Raw genomic sequence first — 18661 nt, 5'->3', positions numbered from 1 at the left:
AGCCTTATTCGGCGGCGGACTGGTCCGTCATGTCCGCGAGCATCGGGCTTGCCTTGGCAGCCGTTGCCCCGGACTCCTTGCGGCGCTCGTCGATGATAAGCTCGTCGCGAGCCACGGCAATGCGGCGGATCTGCTTGACCGTACCGCCGGTACCTGCCGGAATCAGACGTCCAACGATGACGTTTTCCTTCAGGCCCTGCAGAGCATCCATCTTGCCGGCAACAGCCGCTTCGGTGAGGACGCGGGTCGTTTCCTGGAAGGATGCCGCCGAGATGAACGACGGGGTCTGCAGCGAGGCCTTGGTGATGCCGAGAAGAACCGGAACACCGTAGCCCGGCTTCTTGCCATCTTCCTCAAGACGCTCGTTGATCTCGTCGAGCTCGATACGATCGACATGATCGCCGGGGATAAAGCCGGTATCGCCGGATTCGGTGATCTCGACCTTCTGCAGCATCTGACGGACAATCACTTCGATGTGCTTGTCGTTGATCAGAACGCCCTGCAACCGGTAGACTTCCTGGATTTCGTTGACGAGGTAGGAAGCAAGTGCTTCCACGCCCTTGATCGCCAGGATGTCGTGCGGCGCCGGATTGCCGTCGAGGATGTAATCGCCCTTTTCGATGGCGTCACCGTCCTGAAGATGGAACGGCTTGCCCTTGGGGATCAGATACTCGACAGGCTCGAGCGTCTCGTCGTTCGGTTCGATGACGATGCGACGCTTGTTCTTATAGTCACGGCCGAAACGAACCGTACCATCGATCTCAGCGATGATCGCATGGTCCTTCGGACGACGTGCCTCGAACAGTTCGGCAACACGCGGCAGACCACCAGTGATGTCCTTGGTCTTGGCGCTTTCCATCGGAATACGGGCAAGAACGTCACCCGCCTTCACATGCGAACCCGGCTCGACCGAAAGGATCGACTCGACCGACAACTGGAAGCGTGCATCGCCGCCCTTTGCCAGTTTCATCACCTTGCCGGCCTTGTCCTTGACGACGATGGCAGGCTTCAGATCGGAACCGCGCGGGGTCGAACGCCAGTCGATGACGACGCGCTTGGTGATGCCCGTCGACTCGTCCGTCGTTTCCGCGACCGAAAGACCGTCGACCATGTCTTCGAATTCGACATGACCTTCGACTTCCGTCATGACCGGACGGGTATATGGATCCCACTCGGCAATGCGCTGGCCGCGCTTCACGTTGTCACCATCATCGACATAAATGCGCGAACCGTAGGTGACGCGGTGCGTGGCGCGTTCCTTGCCGTTGGCATCGAGAATGACGACAGCCATGTTGCGGCCCATGACGACCAGATGGCCGTCCGAGTTGCGCACTACGTTGCGGTTGCGGATCTGGACCGTACCCTCGTAGCTTGCTTCGAGGAACGACTGATCGACAACCTGTGCCGTACCACCAAGGTGGAACGTGCGCATCGTCAGCTGCGTGCCCGGCTCACCGATCGACTGCGCGGCAATAACGCCGACAGCTTCACCCTGGTTGACCGGCGTACCACGGGCCAGATCGCGGCCATAGCACTTGGCGCAGATACCGCCGCGCGTCTCGCAAGTGAGCGCCGAACGGATGCGAATCGACTGAACGCCAGCCTTTTCGATCGCGTCGACATCGAACTCGTCGATGATCTTGCCGCCGGCGACGAGAACGTCGCTGGAGACCGGATGCACGATATCTTCGAGCGCCGTACGGCCGAGGACACGCTGGCCGAGGGTCGCAACGACCTGACCGGCATCGACGATCGGCTGCATGGTAAGACCGGTGGTCGTACCGCAATCGGTCGAGATGACGATGCAATCCTGCGCGACGTCAACAAGACGGCGTGTCAGGTAACCGGAGTTGGCCGTCTTCAAGGCGGTGTCGGCGAGACCCTTGCGGGCACCGTGGGTCGAGTTGAAGTACTCGTTAACGGTCAGACCTTCCTTGAAGTTCGAAATGATCGGCGTCTCGATGATCTCGCCCGAGGGCTTGGCCATCAGGCCGCGCATGCCGCCTAGCTGACGCATCTGGTTCGGCGAACCACGAGCACCCGAGTGCGACATCATGTAGATCGAGTTCATCTGCTTCTGGCGGCCAGTAACAGGATCGAACTCGACGGCCTTGATGCGTGCCATCATCTCGTCGGCGACCTTCTCGGTGCACTTGCCCCAAGCGTCGACAACCTTGTTGTACTTCTCGCCCTGAGTGATCAGGCCGTCATTGTACTGCTGCTCGTATTCCGTCGCCAAAGCTTCTGTCTCGGCAACGAGCTTCGCCTTGGTTTCCGGAATGACCATGTCGTCCTTGCCGAACGAAATGCCGGCGCGGCAGGCATGGGCGAAGCCGAGCTGCATGATGCGATCGCAGAAAATGACCGTCTCTTTCTGACCGCAATGGCGATAGACCGTGTCGATCATCTTGGAGATGTTCTTTTTGGTCATTTCCTGGTTGCAGATGTCGAAAGGCACGTTGTGGTGCTTCGGCAGCAGTTCGCCGATGATCATGCGGCCAGGCGTGGTCTCATAGATCTTCGAGGTCGGCTTGCCGTCCGCATCGATGCTCTTGAAGCGGCCCTTGATCTTGGTGTGCAGGGTAACCGCACCACTGCCGATGGCGTGATGAAGCTCGCCCATATCGGCGAACGCCATACCCTCGCCCGGCTCCTTGGCCGCGACGATCGACAGGTAATAGAGACCGAGAACCATGTCCTGCGACGGAACGATAACCGGCAGACCGTTGGCGGGATGCAGGATGTTGTTCGTCGACATCATCAGGACGCGGGCTTCGAGCTGGGCTTCCAGCGAAAGCGGCACGTGAACAGCCATCTGGTCGCCGTCGAAGTCCGCGTTGAAAGCGGTACACACGAGCGGATGCAGCTGGATAGCCTTGCCTTCGATCAGCGTGGGCTCGAAGGCCTGGATGCCAAGACGGTGCAGCGTCGGCGCGCGGTTCAGGAGAACCGGGTGCTCGCGGATGACCTCGTCGAGAATATCCCAGACTTCCGGCTTTTCCTTTTCAACCAGCTTCTTCGCCTGCTTGACGGTCGAGGAGTAACCCTTGGCGTCGAGACGGGCGTAGATGAACGGCTTGAACAGTTCGAGCGCCATCTTCTTTGGCAGGCCGCACTGGTGAAGCTTCAACTCAGGACCGGTCACGATAACCGAACGGCCGGAATAGTCGACGCGCTTGCCGAGCAGATTCTGACGGAAGCGGCCCTGCTTGCCCTTGAGCATGTCGGACAGCGACTTCAGCGGGCGCTTGTTGGCGCCGGTGATGACGCGGCCGCGACGGCCGTTGTCGAACAGAGCATCAACCGACTCCTGAAGCATGCGCTTCTCGTTGCGGATGATGATGCCGGGCGCGCGCAGTTCGATCAGGCGCTTCAGGCGGTTGTTACGGTTGATGACGCGGCGATAAAGATCGTTGAGATCGGACGTCGCGAAACGGCCGCCATCGAGCGGCACGAGCGGGCGCAGATCCGGCGGAATGACCGGAACGATCTTCATGATCATCCATTCCGGACGGTTGCCCGATTCCAGGAAGTTTTCGACGATCTTCAGACGCTTCATCAGCTTCTTCTGCTTCAGATCCGAGGTCGTCTCGGCAAGTTCCGCCCGCAGGTCGCCGGCGATCTTTTCGAGATCCATCGAAGCCAGAAGTTCATGAATGGCTTCGGCGCCGATGAGCGCCGTGAAGGCGTCCTCACCGTATTCGTCGACGGCGATCATGTACTCTTCTTCAGAAAGAAGCTGATGTTCCTTGAGAGCTGTCAGGCCCGGCTCGGTCACGATGTAGTTCTCGAAATAGAGAACGCGCTCGATGCCCTTGAGGGTCATGTCGAGCAACGTGCCGATACGGCTCGGAAGCGACTTCAGGAACCAGATATGCGCAACCGGAGCCGCGAGTTCGATATGGCCCATGCGCTCACGGCGAACGCGCGACAGCGTGACTTCGACGCCGCACTTTTCGCAGATGATGCCCTTGTATTTCATGCGCTTGTACTTGCCGCACAAGCATTCATAGTCCTTGATCGGCCCGAAGATCCGCGCGCAGAAGAGACCATCCCGCTCCGGCTTGAAGGTGCGGTAGTTGATCGTCTCCGGCTTCTTGATCTCACCGTATGACCAGGACAGAATCTTCTCAGGGCTGGCGATCGATATCCGGATGGAATCGAATGCCTGCACAGGCACCTGAGGATTGAAAAGATTCATGACCTCTTGGTTCATGCCGTTTCTCCATGGGGCAAAGCCTGCCCTCTACTTGCGATGGATAGCCGCCGCCGCGGGTCCATCTGGATCAAATGCCGCTTCTGCAGCGGCTCGAACATACTGGTCGGGTGCGCAGCGAAACTGCGCACCCTTCCCTTCTTATTCAGCAGCGTCTGGAAGCGCCTGCTGTTGTTCCTGCTGTCGCGTATCGTCCAGTTCGACATTCAGTCCGAGCGAACGCATTTCCTTAACGAGAACGTTGAAGCTCTCCGGAATGCCGGCCTCGAACGTATCGTCGCCGCGGACGATCGCCTCGTAGACCTTGGTACGACCGGCAACGTCGTCAGACTTGACCGTCAGCATTTCCTGCAGCGTGTATGCCGCACCGTATGCTTCAAGGGCCCAGACCTCCATTTCACCGAAGCGCTGGCCACCGAACTGCGCCTTGCCACCCAGCGGCTGCTGCGTGACGAGCGAGTAAGGTCCGATCGAACGGGCGTGGATCTTGTCGTCGACCAGGTGGTGCAGCTTCAGCATATAGATGTAGCCGACTGTAACCTGGCGATCGAACGTTTCACCCGTACGTCCGTCATAGAGCGTCGACTGACCCGAGGACTTCAGGCCCGCCTGTTCCAGCATCACGTTGATGTCTGGCTCATGCGCACCGTCGAAGACCGGCGTTGCAATCGATACACCGCGCTTCATCTGCTCGCCGAGACGAACGATACTCTCGTCGTCATAGTTGCGAACCGGCTCATTGCGGTCGTTGTCCGGAATGATCGACTCGATCGTGGTCCGGAGCGGCGCAATGTCGCCCTGTGCCTTGTAGGCTTCGATCAGCTCGCCGATCTTCTTGCCCATGCCGGCGCAGGCCCAGCCGAGATGCGTCTCGAGGATCTGACCGACATTCATGCGGCTCGGCACGCCAAGCGGATTGAGCACGATATCGACATGCGTTCCGTCTTCAAGGAACGGCATATCCTCAACAGCGGCGATACGCGAAACGACGCCCTTATTGCCGTGACGGCCGGCCATCTTGTCGCCTGGCTGGATCTTGCGCTTCACAGCAACGAAGACCTTGACCATCTTCATGACGCCAGGAGGCATCTCGTCGCCGCGCTGGACCTTCTCGACCTTGTCCATGAAGCGCTGTTCGAGCAGCTTCTTGGAATCGTCGTACTGGTTGCGCAGAGCTTCGATTTCGCCCTGTACTTTCTCGTCCTCGACGGCAAACTGCCACCACTGGGAGCGCGGGTATTCACCCATGACTGCCTGGGTAACGGTCGTGCCCTTCTTGAACGCCTTAGGTCCGGCAACGGCTACCTTGCCGTTGAGAACATCGACCAGGCGGCCATAGACGTTGCGGTCGAGAATCGCCTGCTCGTCGTCACGGTCCTTGGCGAGACGCTCGATTTCCTCGCGCTCGATTGCCATGGCGCGTTCGTCCTTCTCAACGCCGTGGCGATTGAAGACGCGAACTTCCACAACCGTACCGTAGGTCCCGGGCGGCATGCGCATCGAGGTATCGCGGACGTCCGAAGCCTTTTCACCGAAGATGGCGCGCAGAAGCTTTTCTTCCGGCGTCATCGGGCTTTCGCCCTTCGGAGTGATCTTGCCGACGAGAATATCGCCCGGCTGAACTTCGGCGCCGATATAGACGATGCCGGCTTCGTCGAGGTTCTTCAGCGCTTCTTCCGAAACGTTCGGAATGTCCCGTGTGATTTCCTCAGGTCCGAGCTTCGTGTCGCGGGCCATGACTTCGAACTCCTCGATATGGATCGAGGTGAAGACGTCGTCCGAAACGATCTTCTCGGAAAGCAGGATCGAGTCTTCGTAATTGTAGCCATTCCACGGCATGAACGCGACGAGCACGTTGCGGCCGAGCGCCAGATCGCCAAGATCGGTCGAAGGACCGTCAGCGATGATGTCGCCCTTCTCGATCCGGTCACCCACACGCACCAGCGGACGCTGGTTGATACAGGTGTTCTGGTTCGAGCGCTGGAACTTCATCAGGCGATAGATATCGACGCCCGACTTGCCCGGCACGAGGTCTTCCGTCGCACGGATAACGATACGGGTCGCATCTACCTGGTCAACGATACCCGTACGGCGTGCACCGATAGCGGCGCCCGAGTCGCGCGCAACGATCGGTTCCATGCCCGTGCCGACGAACGGAGCCTCGGCGCGAACCAGAGGAACGGCCTGACGCTGCATGTTCGAACCCATCAGGGCGCGGTTGGCGTCATCGTTCTCGAGGAACGGAATGAGCGCCGCGGCGACCGAAACGAGCTGCTTGGGCGAAACGTCCATCAGGTCCACGTTTTCACGCGGCGCCATCAGAACTTCACCGGCATGGCGGCAGACGACGAATTCGTCGGTGAATCCGCCGGTGGCGTCCAGTTCCACATTGGCCTGCGCCACGTGATACTTGGCTTCTTCCATGGCTGACAGATAGACGACTTCGTCCGTGACCTTGCCGTCAACGATCTTGCGGTACGGGCTCTCGATGAAGCCGTACTTGTTGACGCGGGCGAAGGTTGCGAGCGAGTTGATCAGACCGATATTCGGGCCTTCCGGCGTTTCGATCGGGCAGATACGGCCGTAATGCGTCGGATGAACGTCGCGAACTTCGAAGCCGGCGCGCTCGCGGGTCAGACCGCCCGGTCCAAGTGCCGAAAGACGACGCTTGTGCGTGATCTCGGACAAGGGGTTGGTCTGGTCCATGAACTGCGACAGCTGCGAGGAACCGAAGAACTCGCGAACGGCTGCGGCAGCCGGCTTCGCGTTGATCAGATCCTGCGGCATCACGGTGTCGATTTCGATCGAGGACATGCGTTCCTTGATGGCGCGCTCCATGCGAAGCAAGCCAACACGGTACTGGTTCTCCATCAATTCGCCGACCGACCGGACACGGCGGTTGCCGAGATTGTCGATGTCGTCGATTTCACCACGGCCATCGCGCAGGTCGACAAGCATCTTGACCACGGCAAGGATGTCTTCCTTGCGCAGAACACGAACGGTGTCTTCTGCGTTGAGGTCGAGGCGCATGTTCATCTTCACGCGGCCGACAGCCGACAGATCATAACGTTCGCTATCGAAGAACAGCGACTTGAACATGGCTTCCGCCGAGTCGATCGTTGGCGGCTCACCCGGACGCATCACGCGGTAGATGTCGAACAGCGCATCCTGGCGGCTTTCGTTCTTGTCCACGGCCAGCGTGTTGCGGATATACGGTCCGATATTGACATGGTCGATATCAAGAACATTGATCTCTTCCGTGCCGGTATCGAGCAATACCTTGAGGGTCTTCTCGTCAAGTTCGTCGCCGGCTTCGAGGTAAACCTCACCGGTCTCGAAGTTGACGATGTCCTCGGCAAGATACGAGCCGAACAGGTCGTCCTCGGTGGCCTTGATGAACTTGAGGCCCTTTTCGGCAAGCTGCTTGGCACTGCGTGCCGTCAGCTTCTTGCCGGATTCGAGCACGACTTCGCCGGTGTCGGCGTCGATGACGTCGGAGGTGGCCTTGAAGCCCTTGAAGCGGTCGACCGAATAAGGAATGCGCCAGCCTTCCCCGTCACGGCTGAACGTGATGGAGTTGTAGAAGGTCGACAGAATCTCTTCCGAGTCCATGCCAAGCGCCATGAGCAGCGACGTCACCGGAATCTTGCGGCGGCGATCGATACGCGCATAGACGACATCCTTGGCATCGAACTCGATGTCGAGCCAGGAACCGCGGTATGGAATGACGCGGGCAGCGAAAAGAAGCTTGCCCGACGAATGCGTCTTGCCCTTGTCGTGATCGAAGAACACTCCCGGCGAACGGTGCATCTGCGATACGATAACGCGCTCGGTGCCGTTCACAATGAACGTGCCGTTGTCCGTCATGAGCGGCATATCGCCCATGTAGACGTCCTGTTCCTTGATGTCCTTGATCGACTTCGCGCCGGTATCCTCGTCGATATCGAACACGATGAGGCGCAGCGTCACCTTCAGCGGCGCTGCATAGGTCAGATCGCGCTGCCGGCATTCATCCACGTCGAACTTGGGAGCTTCGAACTCGTACTTGACGAATTCGAGCATGGAAGCGCCCGAGAAATCCGAAATCGGAAATACAGACTTGAAGACAGCCTGCAGACCTTCATCCAGTCGCCCGCCCTTGGGCTCTTCCACCATCAGAAACTGATCGTAGGAAGCTTTTTGAACCTCGATGAGGTTCGGCATCTCTGCGACTTCCGGAATCTTACCGAAAAACTTGCGTACGCGCCTACGACCATTGAAAGAATGGGTCTGAGCCATCGTCGCTCCTCGTCTTTATGCCAGAAACTGGCCTGTTTCTTAAAACCGCATTTGCGGCCCCGTGAACGGGACAAAACCCGTTTCCTGAAAGCATCAATCTTGCCGTCAGGAAAAGGGTTCAGTACCGGACCCTCCAACGTGGAGGGGAATTCTGCATCACCCGCAGCGCGGGAGTGGCGGGCAGGTTGCCCTGCCCGCCCAAAACGCAAGACTTACTTGAGTTCGACCTTGGCGCCAGCAGCTTCGAGCTGTGCCTTGATCTTGTCAGCTTCGTCCTTGGTCGCGGCTTCCTTGACCGGCTTCGGAGCTGCTTCAACGAGGTCCTTGGCTTCCTTGAGGCCGAGACCGGTGATTGCGCGGACTTCCTTGATCACGTTGATCTTGTTAGCGCCGGCTTCGGTCAGAACGACGTCGAATTCAGTCTTTTCCTCAACTGCGGCAGCAGCTGCACCGCCGCCAGCGGCAGCAGCAACAGCAACCGGAGCAGCAGCGGAAACGCCCCACTTCTCTTCAAGAAGCTTCGAAAGTTCAGCAGCTTCGAGAACGGTCAGGTTGGACAGGTCTTCTACGATCTTTGCGAGATCAGTCATTGTAATATTCCTTTACAAGGTTCGATAATTGACAGCGAGAACGGCCTTATGCCGCTTCGTCCTTCCGGGCATAGGCGCCGAAAACGCGGGCAAGCTGACCTGCCGGTGCGTTGACGATCTGAGCAATGCGCGTGGCCGGGGTCTGGATCATGCCAACCAGCTTTGCGCGCAACTCGTCGAGTGACGGAAGTGCGGCCAGGGCCTTTACACCTTCCGGGTCGAGAGTCGTTGCTCCCATCGAGCCACCGAGGATGACGAGCTTTTCGTTACCCTTGGCAAATTCGATGGCGATCTTTGGTGCCGTAATCGGATCGTTGGAATAGGCAACGAGTGTCTGGCCTGTGAACAGGTCAGCGATGCCTTCCGAATCCGTACCCTGAAGAGCGATTTTGGCGAGGCGGTTCTTCGCGACTTTAACGGTGCCACCCGCATCACGCATCTTGGAGCGAAGATCGCCCAGCTGCGCCACGGTGAGACCGGTATAGTGGGCCACGACAACTGAGCCAGAGTCCTTGAAGACCCCGTTCAGCCACGCGACGAATTCGCGCTTTTCCGCTTTTTCCACTGTCTCTCTCCATTTGGCAGAAACGCTTGATTGCGTCCCTGCCGGGTTGCCTTTTGCTGCAAGGGGCCAGTTAGAAAACTGGATCCACGCAACACCTGAGGATCCTGTCCCCCTTGCTTGCCGAAACCGGCAATAGCGAAAGGCAACTACGGTTCGAACCTTGTTCTTCGGGCTTTCGCCCTCAAACCTGGTTGTTCCACGTCTCATGCGGGTTCATACGAATTAAGGCGAACCACCCACAATCTCGGACAGGATAACCGGACTTTCATCCGGTTATCCAGGCCCCGAAGGGCCTGGAATTCTTTTCATCTCAAACGCTTGGGCTTGAGAATTGATGCAATGGTTACGCTACGCGAACCGTTGCGGGATCGATCTTGACGCCAGCGCCCATCGTCGACGAGATCGCGACGCGCTTGACGTATTCACCCTTGGCGCCGGCCGGCTTTGCCTTGGTGACGGCATCGGCGAATGCCTTGATGTTCTCTTCGAGCGCCTTGGCATCGAACGAAGCCTTGCCAACGCCCGCATGAACGATACCGGCCTTCTCGACGCGGAACTCTACGGCGCCGCCCTTGGAAGCCTTGACGGCAGCGGTGACGTCAGCCGTAACCGTACCGACCTTCGGGTTTGGCATCATGCCGCGCGGGCCGAGAACCTTACCGAGACGGCCGACGAGCGGCATCATGTCCGGGGTCGCAATGCAGCGATCGAAATCGATCTTGCCGCCATTGACGATCTCGAACAGGTCTTCGGCGCCAACGATGTCGGCACCAGCCTTTTTGGCCTCTTCGGCCTTGTCGCCGCGGGCGAAAACAGCCACGCGAACCGTGCGGCCCGTGCCATTCGGCAGGTTGACGACGCCGCGGACCATCTGGTCGGCATGGCGGGGATCAACGCCGAGATTCATTGCGACTTCGATCGTTTCGTCGAACTTGGCAACGGCACGCTCCTTGACCATGGCAATCGCCGAGGTCAGGTCATAGAGCTTGTTGCGGTCCACGCCTTCGCGAACCTTCGCTACACGCTTTGCAAGTTTTGCCATCGTCTTAGCCCACCACTTCCAGGCCCATCGAACGGGCAGAACCTTCGACCATGCGCATTGCGGCTTCGACGTCCGCTGCGTTCAGGTCTTTCATCTTCGCTTCGGCGATTTCACGGACCTTGTCGCGCGAGATCTTGCCGGCAACCGTCTTGCCTGGCTCCTTGGAGCCCGACTTCAGGTTTGCGGCCTTCTTCAGGAAGTAAGACACCGGCGGCGTCTTCATCACAAAAGTGAAGGACTTGTCCTGATAATAGGTAATGACGACCGGAATGGGCGAACCCTTTTCCAGTTCCTGCGTCTGCGCGTTGAACGCCTTGCAGAATTCCATGATGTTGATGCCGCGCTGACCAAGTGCCGGTCCGATCGGCGGGGACGGCGTTGCCGATCCTGCCGAAACCTGCAGCTTGAGCTGGCCTGCTACTTTCTTAGCCATAACTTCTTCTGCCTTTTCATTATGCCGGAAAACCGGCGGTTGCAGTTTGGTGGTGCGGGTCGGGGATCCGGCTTCAGATCGCCTCACCTCCCACCATGTTCGCCGCTTGCGCGGCACGCGACCCTAAAGCCGCAATGATCAGACCTTCTCGACCTGACCAAATTCGAGATCGACCGGCGTAGCGCGGCCGAAAATCGAAACTTCCACCTTGAGGCGCGAGCGCTCTTCGTCGACTTCCTGCACGGTACCGTTGAACGAAGCGAACGGACCATCGGCAACGCGAACGCTTTCGCCGATCTCGAACGAGATCGAAGCCTTCGGACGCTCGACGCCTTCCTGGACCTGGGTCAGGATGCGCTCGGCTTCCTTGTCGGAGATCGCGATCGGCTTGTTGTCGGAACCGAGGAACCCGGTTACCTTCGGCGTGTTCTTGATCAGATGATAAGCATCATCCGTCAGATCGGCACGAACCAGGACATAGCCCGGGAAGAACTTGCGCTCGGCGTCGACCTTGCGGCCACGACGCACCTCGACCACTTTCTCGGTTGGCACGAGGATCTTCTCGAAAAGATGCGACAGACCCTTCTGCCTCGCCTTTTCTTCGATCGACTCAGCGACCTTTTTTTCAAAATTCGAATAGGCGTGAACGATGTACCAGCGCGCGGTCATTACTTATTCCCAATCCCGATTTTTGTTCAGCCTGCGTTAACGGCCAAGACCGAGAACGAGATCGATCCCGAATGCCATCAACTGATCGGCCGCGAAAAAAAAGACCGCAGCAAAAGCCGCCATTACCATCACCATCGCGGTGGAAATGAGCGTCTCGCGCCGCGAAGGCCATGTGACCTTTGCGGTTTCAGCGCGCACTTGCTGAAAAAAAGTTATTGGATTCGTTTTGGATGCCATTTACCGCTCGTGCGTGTCATTGTGCTGTAAACATGCTGTGTTGAACTTGTTACAACACCATCTGTCCACACCATTGCGGTCCGTAAAGCTGACCGTTCAGCTCCACGCACCGCGTGTCTGTTGACGTTACATAGAACCGATTCCGGAAAAACGCAAGTCCCCGGATCGCTTCTTTTCCAAACATCTGTCGGCGGCACCATCCAATCGTGTCCCGGCAGATTATGCGTTGGCAGGGGAGACAGGGTTCGAACCTGCGACCTACGGTTTTGGAGACCGCCGCTCTACCAACTGAGCTACTCCCCTGCATTGGCGGCGTACATTCCATAAAGCCGTCGCCATTTCAAGGGCAATATTACGACTTCCAGTGAGTTGCGGCAAAATTCGTTTGCCAATGAAGTTCTTGCAACACCTGAAAAGCTTCAAACACCGCTACGGGTCTGCAAATTGATGAATCAGTTGCTTGGGCGAGTAATCCAAATGGCTACGGGGTTCCGTAAGTTCAAGCCCTATACGTCGGAGTCGAATCGCGTGCGGAAGATCCGCCCAGCACTCAAATGCAGAAAGGGCGGCCCCAAGGACCGCCCTTCCCGAATGCAATCGTCAGAAGACGATTTTACTCAATGATCGACGAGACGATGCCTGCACCAACGGTGCGGCCGCCTTCACGGATAGCGAAGCGGAGCTTCTCTTCCATGGCGATCGGCACGATCAGCGTCACATCGACTGCGATGTTGTCGCCGGGCATGACCATTTCCGTGCCCTCCGGCAGCGTCACAACACCCGTCACGTCGGTCGTGCGGAAGTAGAACTGCGGACGGTAGTTGGAGAAGAACGGCGTATGACGGCCACCTTCGTCCTTGGTCAGGATATAGGCTTCCGCCTTGAACTTGGTGTGCGGCTTCACGGAACCGGGCTTGGCCAGAATCTGGCCGCGCTCGACGTCCTCACGGCCAACGCCGCGGATCAGCGCACCGATGTTGTCGCCGGCCTGCCCCTGGTCGAGCAGCTTGCGGAACATTTCAACGCCCGTCACCGTCGTCTTCGAGGTCGGACGGATGCCGATGATCTCGACTTCCTCGCCAACCTTGACGATACCGCGCTCGACGCGGCCCGTCACAACCGTGCCGCGGCCCGAGATCGAGAACACGTCTTCGATCGGCATCAGGAACGGCTGGTCGATCGGACGCTCCGGCGTCGGAATGTACTTGTCGACTTCCGCCATCAGCGCGCGAACCGCGTCTTCGCCAATTTCCTTGTTGCTGTCTTCAAGCGCGGCAAGCGCCGAACCCTTGACGATCGGAATGTCGTCGCCCGGGAAGTCGTACTTCGACAGAAGCTCGCGCACTTCGAGTTCGACGAGCTCGAGGAGCTCGGCGTCATCGACCTGGTCGACCTTGTTCAGGAACACGACGATCGCCGGAACGCCAACCTGACGGGCCAAGAGGATGTGCTCGCGGGTCTGCGGCATCGGGCCGTCGGCAGCCGAAACGACGAGGATCGCGCCGTCCATCTGCGCAGCGCCAGTGATCATGTTCTTCACATAGTCGGCGTGGCCGGGGCAGTCGACGTGGGCATAGTGACGGTTGGCCGTCTCGTACTCGACGTGCGCCGTCGAGATCGTGATGCCGCGCGCCTTTTCTTCCGGCGCTGCGTCGATCTGGTCGTACGCCTTGTACTCACCAAAATACTTCGTAATCGCTGCCGTCAACGACGTCTTGCCATGGTCAACGTGACCAATCGTGCCAATGTTGACGTGCGGCTTGTTACGTTCAAACTTGCTCTTAGCCATAGCTGTCGTTCTCTCGTCATCACAACCGGCCTTGCGCCGGTACCATGTTTGTAGCTCAGACGAGACAGCAAGCCGTCCGTCAGCACATTCACCCGCTCAATCGCAGGGCGATCGACCGGGTTCTGTCCAAGCTTGCTCGTTCATATGGAAAACACATGAGCGAAGTACAATGCTCAAGACAAAAATCGAAGAGCACCTCTGCGCGTTTTCACGCACATGTGGTGCCCCCTGAAACTGGAGCGGGTAGCGGGAATCGAACCCGCATATTCAGCTTGGAAGGCTGCTGCTCTACCACTGAGCTATACCCGCACATCATGGTGTTGGTCCCGGCGGATGGTGGAGGGGGTTGGATTCGAACCAACGTAGGCTAAGCCAACGGATTTACAGTCCGTCCCCTTTAACCACTCGGGCACCCCTCCGGTCATCGCCGATGGAACCACACCATAAGCACTCTCTCAAGCAGCCTGCCTGCGTTTGCCCTGGCCGCTGCTTGCGGAGGGCCTTATGCCGACTAGCCTACGTGGTGTCAACAGGTCACGGCAGAAAATGAATGGCTTGTTGAAACAAGCTGAAGAAATCTGCCTATCATGCCAGCAATGCCCGCGATTTTTGCCGAGATGTCTGTATCGCACGCATTGTCAAAAGGGTATATGTCCGGCCATGACCGAGCAAAAACCATCCCGAACGCCCAAAGATTCCCACTATGCGACGCTGCGTCGCCAGTTTCGCGACCAGAAGGCAGGCGGCGCGCAGCAACCACAGCGCAGCCGGCGTCCCGCGGCGGAAGGCTCGCAAGCGCCTGAGGGCCTGGTGCGGCTCTACGGGCTGCATACGGTGCGCGCCGCGCTCGACAATCCCGCCAGGCAAATCAAGCGCATGCTCGTTACGAAGAACGCTCTGGATCGGCTCGAGATCGGCGATTCGTCCGCGCTGCCTTTCGACGTCGAAATCGTCGATCCGCGCGCCATCGACCGCGAAACGGGCTCTGAGGCGGTGCACCAGGGCGTGATGATCGAGGCGAAACCGCTCAAGGCACAATCCTTGAAAGCGCTGCAGGAGAGTTCGCTGCTGTTGATTCTCGACCAGGTGACCGATCCGCACAATGTCGGCGCGATCATGCGCTCAGCCGTTGCTTTCGGGGCCGGCGCCATCATCACCACCGCGCGTCACAGCCCGCAGGAATCCGGCGTCCTCGCCAAGGCGGCGTCGGGAGCGCTGGAACTCATTCCGCATATCGAGGTCCGCAATCTTGCGGAAGCGATTGGCGAGTTGCACGAACTCGGCTTCACGACGATCGGGCTCGATTCGGAAGGTCCGCTTGAACTCGAACGCACGATGCAGCAGGGTCGAATTGCCCTTGTTCTCGGCGCAGAGGGCAAGGGGCTGAGGCAAAAGACGCGCGAGACGGTAACTCACCTCGCCCGGCTGGACATGCCGGGCGCGATCAAGTCGCTCAACGTTTCCAATGCCGCCGCGATCTCGCTTTACGCCGCGCAACGCTTCCTTGCCGGCGATTCCGCTTAGAGAAAAAGCCGCTTTCGAATATAATCCGCATCAGCAGTGTTCATCCTGCTCCAGTCGTCCCAATAGCGGAGGGCTGGAATGGAGCACGCCCCATGCTGCGCAACAGCAAAGAATCATTTGGCCTGATATCGATCCTGTTTCACTGGATTATCGGCCTCCTCTTCATCGGTCAGATCGCTCTCGGCTATCTGATGGTGCGGGTGAGCGATTTTACCCTTCAATTCAATCTCTACCAGTGGCACAAATCCTTCGGTTTCCTGGTTCTCGGACTGTCTGCCCTCCGTCTGCTGTGGAAATCGGCCAATCTGCGTCCGCGCGATCCCGCAACGCTGAGTCCGCTGGAGCGCGTGGCCGCGCATGGCGCACACGTCATTCTCTATCTGAGCCTCTTCGTCGTGCCGCTGACCGGCTGGGCGATAGCCTCGAGTTCTCCCCTGCGGATACCGACGTTCATGTTCGATCTCGTCGTCATCCCATCCTTGCCAATTGCGATTTCGGACAGCGCCGAGGCGTTCTGGTCGGCGAGCCATGCCTGGCTTGCCTATCTCTCGGCGGCCGTTGCCATGCTGCATATTCTCGCGGCGCTCCACCATCACTTCTGGAAGAGGGACACAATCTTGCTGCGCATGCTGGCTCCAGGGGCCGTGCGAAACGGCGGCCGGCACGCAACATGACAGGATCAACAATCATGGAAACGAAACATGCAATTCGGTCGGCGTTCTCCGGCGCAAGCATTGCCGCGATCATCGCCCTCACTCCAACTTTCGTGACGGCCGACACGCTCTCGGACGTTGCCGGACGCTACCGTATTCAGCCCTCCTCACGCGTGGGCTTTACGGTTTCGCAGGTTGGCGGCGGCGGCATCACCGGCGACTTCAAGAAATTCTCGGGCGTCTTTGCCTTGAACAGTTCCGATATAAAGCGATCAGAGATCGACTTCACGTTGTATCCGGAGAGCGTTTCGACCGGCGAAGCCCGGGTTGAAAGCTTCCTCAAATCCGACGCGGTTTTCGATTCGGCAAATTTCCCGACCATCACGTTCAAATCGACACAGATCACCCAGACCAGTTCCGATACCGCCCAGATATCGGGGATCCTGACGGCGCGCGGCAAAAGCAGTCCGGCGAATTTCCAGGCAAGTCTCGCCGATCACGGCAAGAACACCATCACCTTCCACGTGCAGGGTAAGCTGCTGCGGTCGCGCTATGGCATGGATGTCGGTACGCCGATTTATTCGAACGTCGTCCAGTTCGACATGACGATACGCGGACAGCGTTCCTGACGGAACGAACGCGCTCGTTACACCGCCTTTGTCGCGGACCGGCCGGCGGTGCGGCCGGAAAAGATGCAGCCGCCGAGGAAAGTCCCCTCGAGCGAATTGTAGCCGTGCATGCCACCACCGCCAAAGCCTGCTGCCTCACCGGCCGCATAGAGGCCTGCGAGAACCTCGCCATCCGCCTTGAGCGCTCTCGCGCCAAGATCGGTCTCGATGCCGCCAAGCGATTTGCGGGTGAGGATATTAAGCCGCACCGCGATCAGCGGACCATGCTTTGGGTCGAGAATCTTGTGCGGCGGCACCACGCGCACGAGGCGGTCGCCGATATAGTTGCGCGCGCCCCGTATTGCCGTGATCTGCGCGTCCTTCGTAAAGGGATTGTCAACCTCGCGGTCGCGCGCTTCGATCTCGCCGCGCAGTTTGGCTTCATCGATGAGATTGTCGCCGGTCAGGGCGTTCATCCGGCGCACCAGATTGCCAAGATCCTTCTCGACGATGAAATCCTCGCCATTGTCGAGGAAGGCCTGGACCGGCGCCGGCACGCCTCCAAGCGCCCGTTTCAACACCTGCCGCCAGCTCCTGGACGTGAAATCAGGGTTCTGCTCCGACCCCGACAGCGTAAATTCCTTCTTGACGATCGTATGATTGAGGACGAACCAGGAATAGTCGAAACCGCTTTTCATGATGTAGTCGAGCGTCGACAATGTATCGAAGCCGGGCAGGCACGGAGCCGGCAGGCGTCTGCCTTCGGCATCGAACCATAGCGAAGACGGGCCCGGCAATATTCTTATCGCATGGTTAGTCCATATCGGGTCCCAATTGTGCACGCCTTCCACGTAGTGCCACATGCGGTCGCTGTTGATCAGGTGTGCGCCGGCGCGCTCTGCAATCCCGAGCATAAGCCCGTCGACATGGTCGGGCACGCCGCTGATAAGATGTTTTGGCGTGCCGAGGCGCCTTGGCCAATTACGGCGCACCAGATGATGATTGCCGCCTATGCCGCCGCTTGCGACGATCACCGCCTGCGCCTTTAGCGAAAACGATGTCGAGACCGCGCGCGAACTCGGCTCGCTGCGCTTCACCTCGCTGGGCACGAGCACTTCGCCCTCGACGCCATCGATCGTTCCGGCGCTCGACGACAGCGACGTCACCCGGTGCCTGAAGCGAAAGGACACTAGCCCGCTGCGCTCTGCTTCGCGCGCCCGGCGAATGAAGGGTTCGACGACGCCGAGGCCGGTGCCCCAGGTGATGTGAAAGCGCGGCACGGAATTGCCGTGACCCGTGGCGAGTGACCCGCCCCGCTCCGCCCAGCCCACGATCGGAAACCAGCGCATGCCCTGGGCGTGCAGCCACGAACGTTTTTCGCCGGCAGCAAAATCGATATAGGCTTCGGCCCACTGGCGGGGCCAATGGTCGTCCCGGCGGTCGAAACCGGCAGAGCCCAGCCAATCCTGCAGCGCCAGTTCACGCGAGTCCTTGATGCGCAGCCGACGCTGTTCCGGCGAATTGACGAAAAAGAGACCGCCGAACGAGCGCCAGGCCTGACCGCCAAGTGTTTGTTCCGGTTCCTGATCGACGATGATGACGCGCTTGCCGGCATCGGCCAACTCGGTTGCGGCCACCAAACCTGCGAGCCCCGCCCCGATTACGATGACATCCGCATCATGCGCCATACTGATCTCCCCAAGGGCAAACGGGACCCGATTCGGATCGCAACGAAGCGGCTTGCACCTAATTTTGCCCCGTGCAACCCAAACAAACTATTTATGTGGAGCGAGACGGCGTAAACCCTCCCCCAACCTTTTCCACTTATGCTATACTGCAATGGAACTTTTGGCCTCCGATCTAGTTAGGATGATATGAGCACAATTGTTGACTACCTACTCCCATGTTTGGTGTCATTCGCCCTCACTTACGGGATGCTCTACTTTGTCAGTACCGGACGTCCGCGCCAGCGCTAGCGGGGTTCCACGTTTTCACACCAACGAAACGTATGTCTGCCGTTGCATTCCAGGATGACGTGACGTCGTGCTCGGGTGACG

Annotated in this window: 13 protein-coding genes and 3 tRNA genes; 3 read left to right on the top strand and 13 right to left on the bottom strand. The window is 58.8% G+C overall.

The genetic code is table 11. The annotated features are described in order from the left end of the window. Positions 1 to 4: 4 nt before the first annotated feature. The 12 genes from rpoC to BLR72_RS05895 form a co-directional block, all read right to left on the bottom strand. A complete protein-coding gene (gene rpoC / locus BLR72_RS05950) occupies positions 5 to 4216 on the bottom strand; it encodes a DNA-directed RNA polymerase subunit beta' (protein ID WP_027229720.1) in 4212 nt (1403 codons plus the stop codon). 141 nt (positions 4217 to 4357) lie between these two features. Next, on the bottom strand, positions 4358 to 8494 hold the full coding sequence (gene rpoB / locus BLR72_RS05945) for a DNA-directed RNA polymerase subunit beta (RefSeq protein ID WP_027229721.1): 4137 nt from the start codon (positions 8492 to 8494) through the stop codon (positions 4358 to 4360). Between the two features lie 212 nt (positions 8495 to 8706). After that, positions 8707 to 9084, bottom strand: coding sequence for a 50S ribosomal protein L7/L12 (gene rplL, locus BLR72_RS05940; RefSeq protein WP_027229722.1), 378 nt, complete (start codon positions 9082 to 9084; stop codon positions 8707 to 8709). A 46-nt stretch (positions 9085 to 9130) separates the two neighbouring features. Further along, positions 9131 to 9649, bottom strand: a complete 519-nt coding sequence (gene rplJ / locus BLR72_RS05935) for a 50S ribosomal protein L10 (RefSeq protein ID WP_027229723.1) — start codon at positions 9647 to 9649, stop codon at positions 9131 to 9133. Positions 9650 to 9992: 343 nt separating this feature from the next. Beyond that, a complete protein-coding gene (gene rplA, locus BLR72_RS05930; RefSeq protein ID WP_091925812.1) occupies positions 9993 to 10691 on the bottom strand; it encodes a 50S ribosomal protein L1 in 699 nt (232 codons plus the stop codon). A gap of 4 nt (positions 10692 to 10695) precedes the next feature. Next, positions 10696 to 11124: a 50S ribosomal protein L11 gene (rplK, locus tag BLR72_RS05925; protein WP_027229725.1), complete on the bottom strand. Its 429-nt coding sequence runs from the start codon at positions 11122 to 11124 to the stop codon at positions 10696 to 10698. 138 nt (positions 11125 to 11262) lie between these two features. After that, positions 11263 to 11793 carry a transcription termination/antitermination protein NusG gene (nusG, locus tag BLR72_RS05920; protein WP_027229726.1) on the bottom strand — a complete coding sequence of 177 codons (531 nt, stop codon included), beginning with the start codon at positions 11791 to 11793 and terminating at the stop codon, positions 11263 to 11265. Positions 11794 to 11829: 36 nt separating this feature from the next. Next, positions 11830 to 12030: a preprotein translocase subunit SecE gene (gene secE, locus BLR72_RS05915; protein ID WP_027229727.1), complete on the bottom strand. Its 201-nt coding sequence runs from the start codon at positions 12028 to 12030 to the stop codon at positions 11830 to 11832. A 227-nt stretch (positions 12031 to 12257) separates the two neighbouring features. Then, positions 12258 to 12333 (bottom strand) — tRNA-Trp (locus tag BLR72_RS05910). Positions 12334 to 12643: 310 nt separating this feature from the next. After that, positions 12644 to 13819, bottom strand: a complete 1176-nt coding sequence (gene tuf, locus BLR72_RS05905) for an elongation factor Tu (RefSeq protein WP_027231390.1) — start codon at positions 13817 to 13819, stop codon at positions 12644 to 12646. A gap of 235 nt (positions 13820 to 14054) precedes the next feature. Next, positions 14055 to 14128 (bottom strand) — tRNA-Gly (locus BLR72_RS05900). 25 nt (positions 14129 to 14153) lie between these two features. Then, positions 14154 to 14238, bottom strand: a tRNA-Tyr gene (locus tag BLR72_RS05895). Between the two features lie 241 nt (positions 14239 to 14479). Between BLR72_RS05895 and rlmB the strand changes: the two genes are divergently transcribed. The 3 genes from rlmB (at position 14480) to BLR72_RS05880 (ending at position 16625) form a co-directional block, all read left to right on the top strand. Beyond that, positions 14480 to 15343, top strand: coding sequence for a 23S rRNA (guanosine(2251)-2'-O)-methyltransferase RlmB (gene rlmB, locus BLR72_RS05890; protein ID WP_091946075.1), 864 nt, complete (start codon positions 14480 to 14482; stop codon positions 15341 to 15343). 92 nt (positions 15344 to 15435) lie between these two features. Next, positions 15436 to 16017: a cytochrome b gene (locus BLR72_RS05885; protein WP_091946072.1), complete on the top strand. Its 582-nt coding sequence runs from the start codon at positions 15436 to 15438 to the stop codon at positions 16015 to 16017. 14 nt (positions 16018 to 16031) lie between these two features. Then, positions 16032 to 16625 carry a YceI family protein gene (locus tag BLR72_RS05880; protein WP_091946069.1) on the top strand — a complete coding sequence of 198 codons (594 nt, stop codon included), beginning with the start codon at positions 16032 to 16034 and terminating at the stop codon, positions 16623 to 16625. Between the two features lie 17 nt (positions 16626 to 16642). Here the strand turns inward: BLR72_RS05880 and BLR72_RS05875 are convergent, their stop codons facing one another. Further along, a complete protein-coding gene (locus BLR72_RS05875) occupies positions 16643 to 18292 on the bottom strand; it encodes an FAD-binding dehydrogenase (RefSeq protein WP_091946066.1) in 1650 nt (549 codons plus the stop codon). Positions 18293 to 18661 lie beyond the last annotated feature (369 nt).

The sequence above is a fragment of the Phyllobacterium sp. YR620 genome, from assembly GCF_900104165.1.
GTDB classification, from domain to species: Bacteria; Pseudomonadota; Alphaproteobacteria; order Rhizobiales; family Rhizobiaceae; genus Phyllobacterium; species Phyllobacterium pellucidum.
This window is presented reverse-complemented; position numbering and strand designations above follow the sequence as displayed.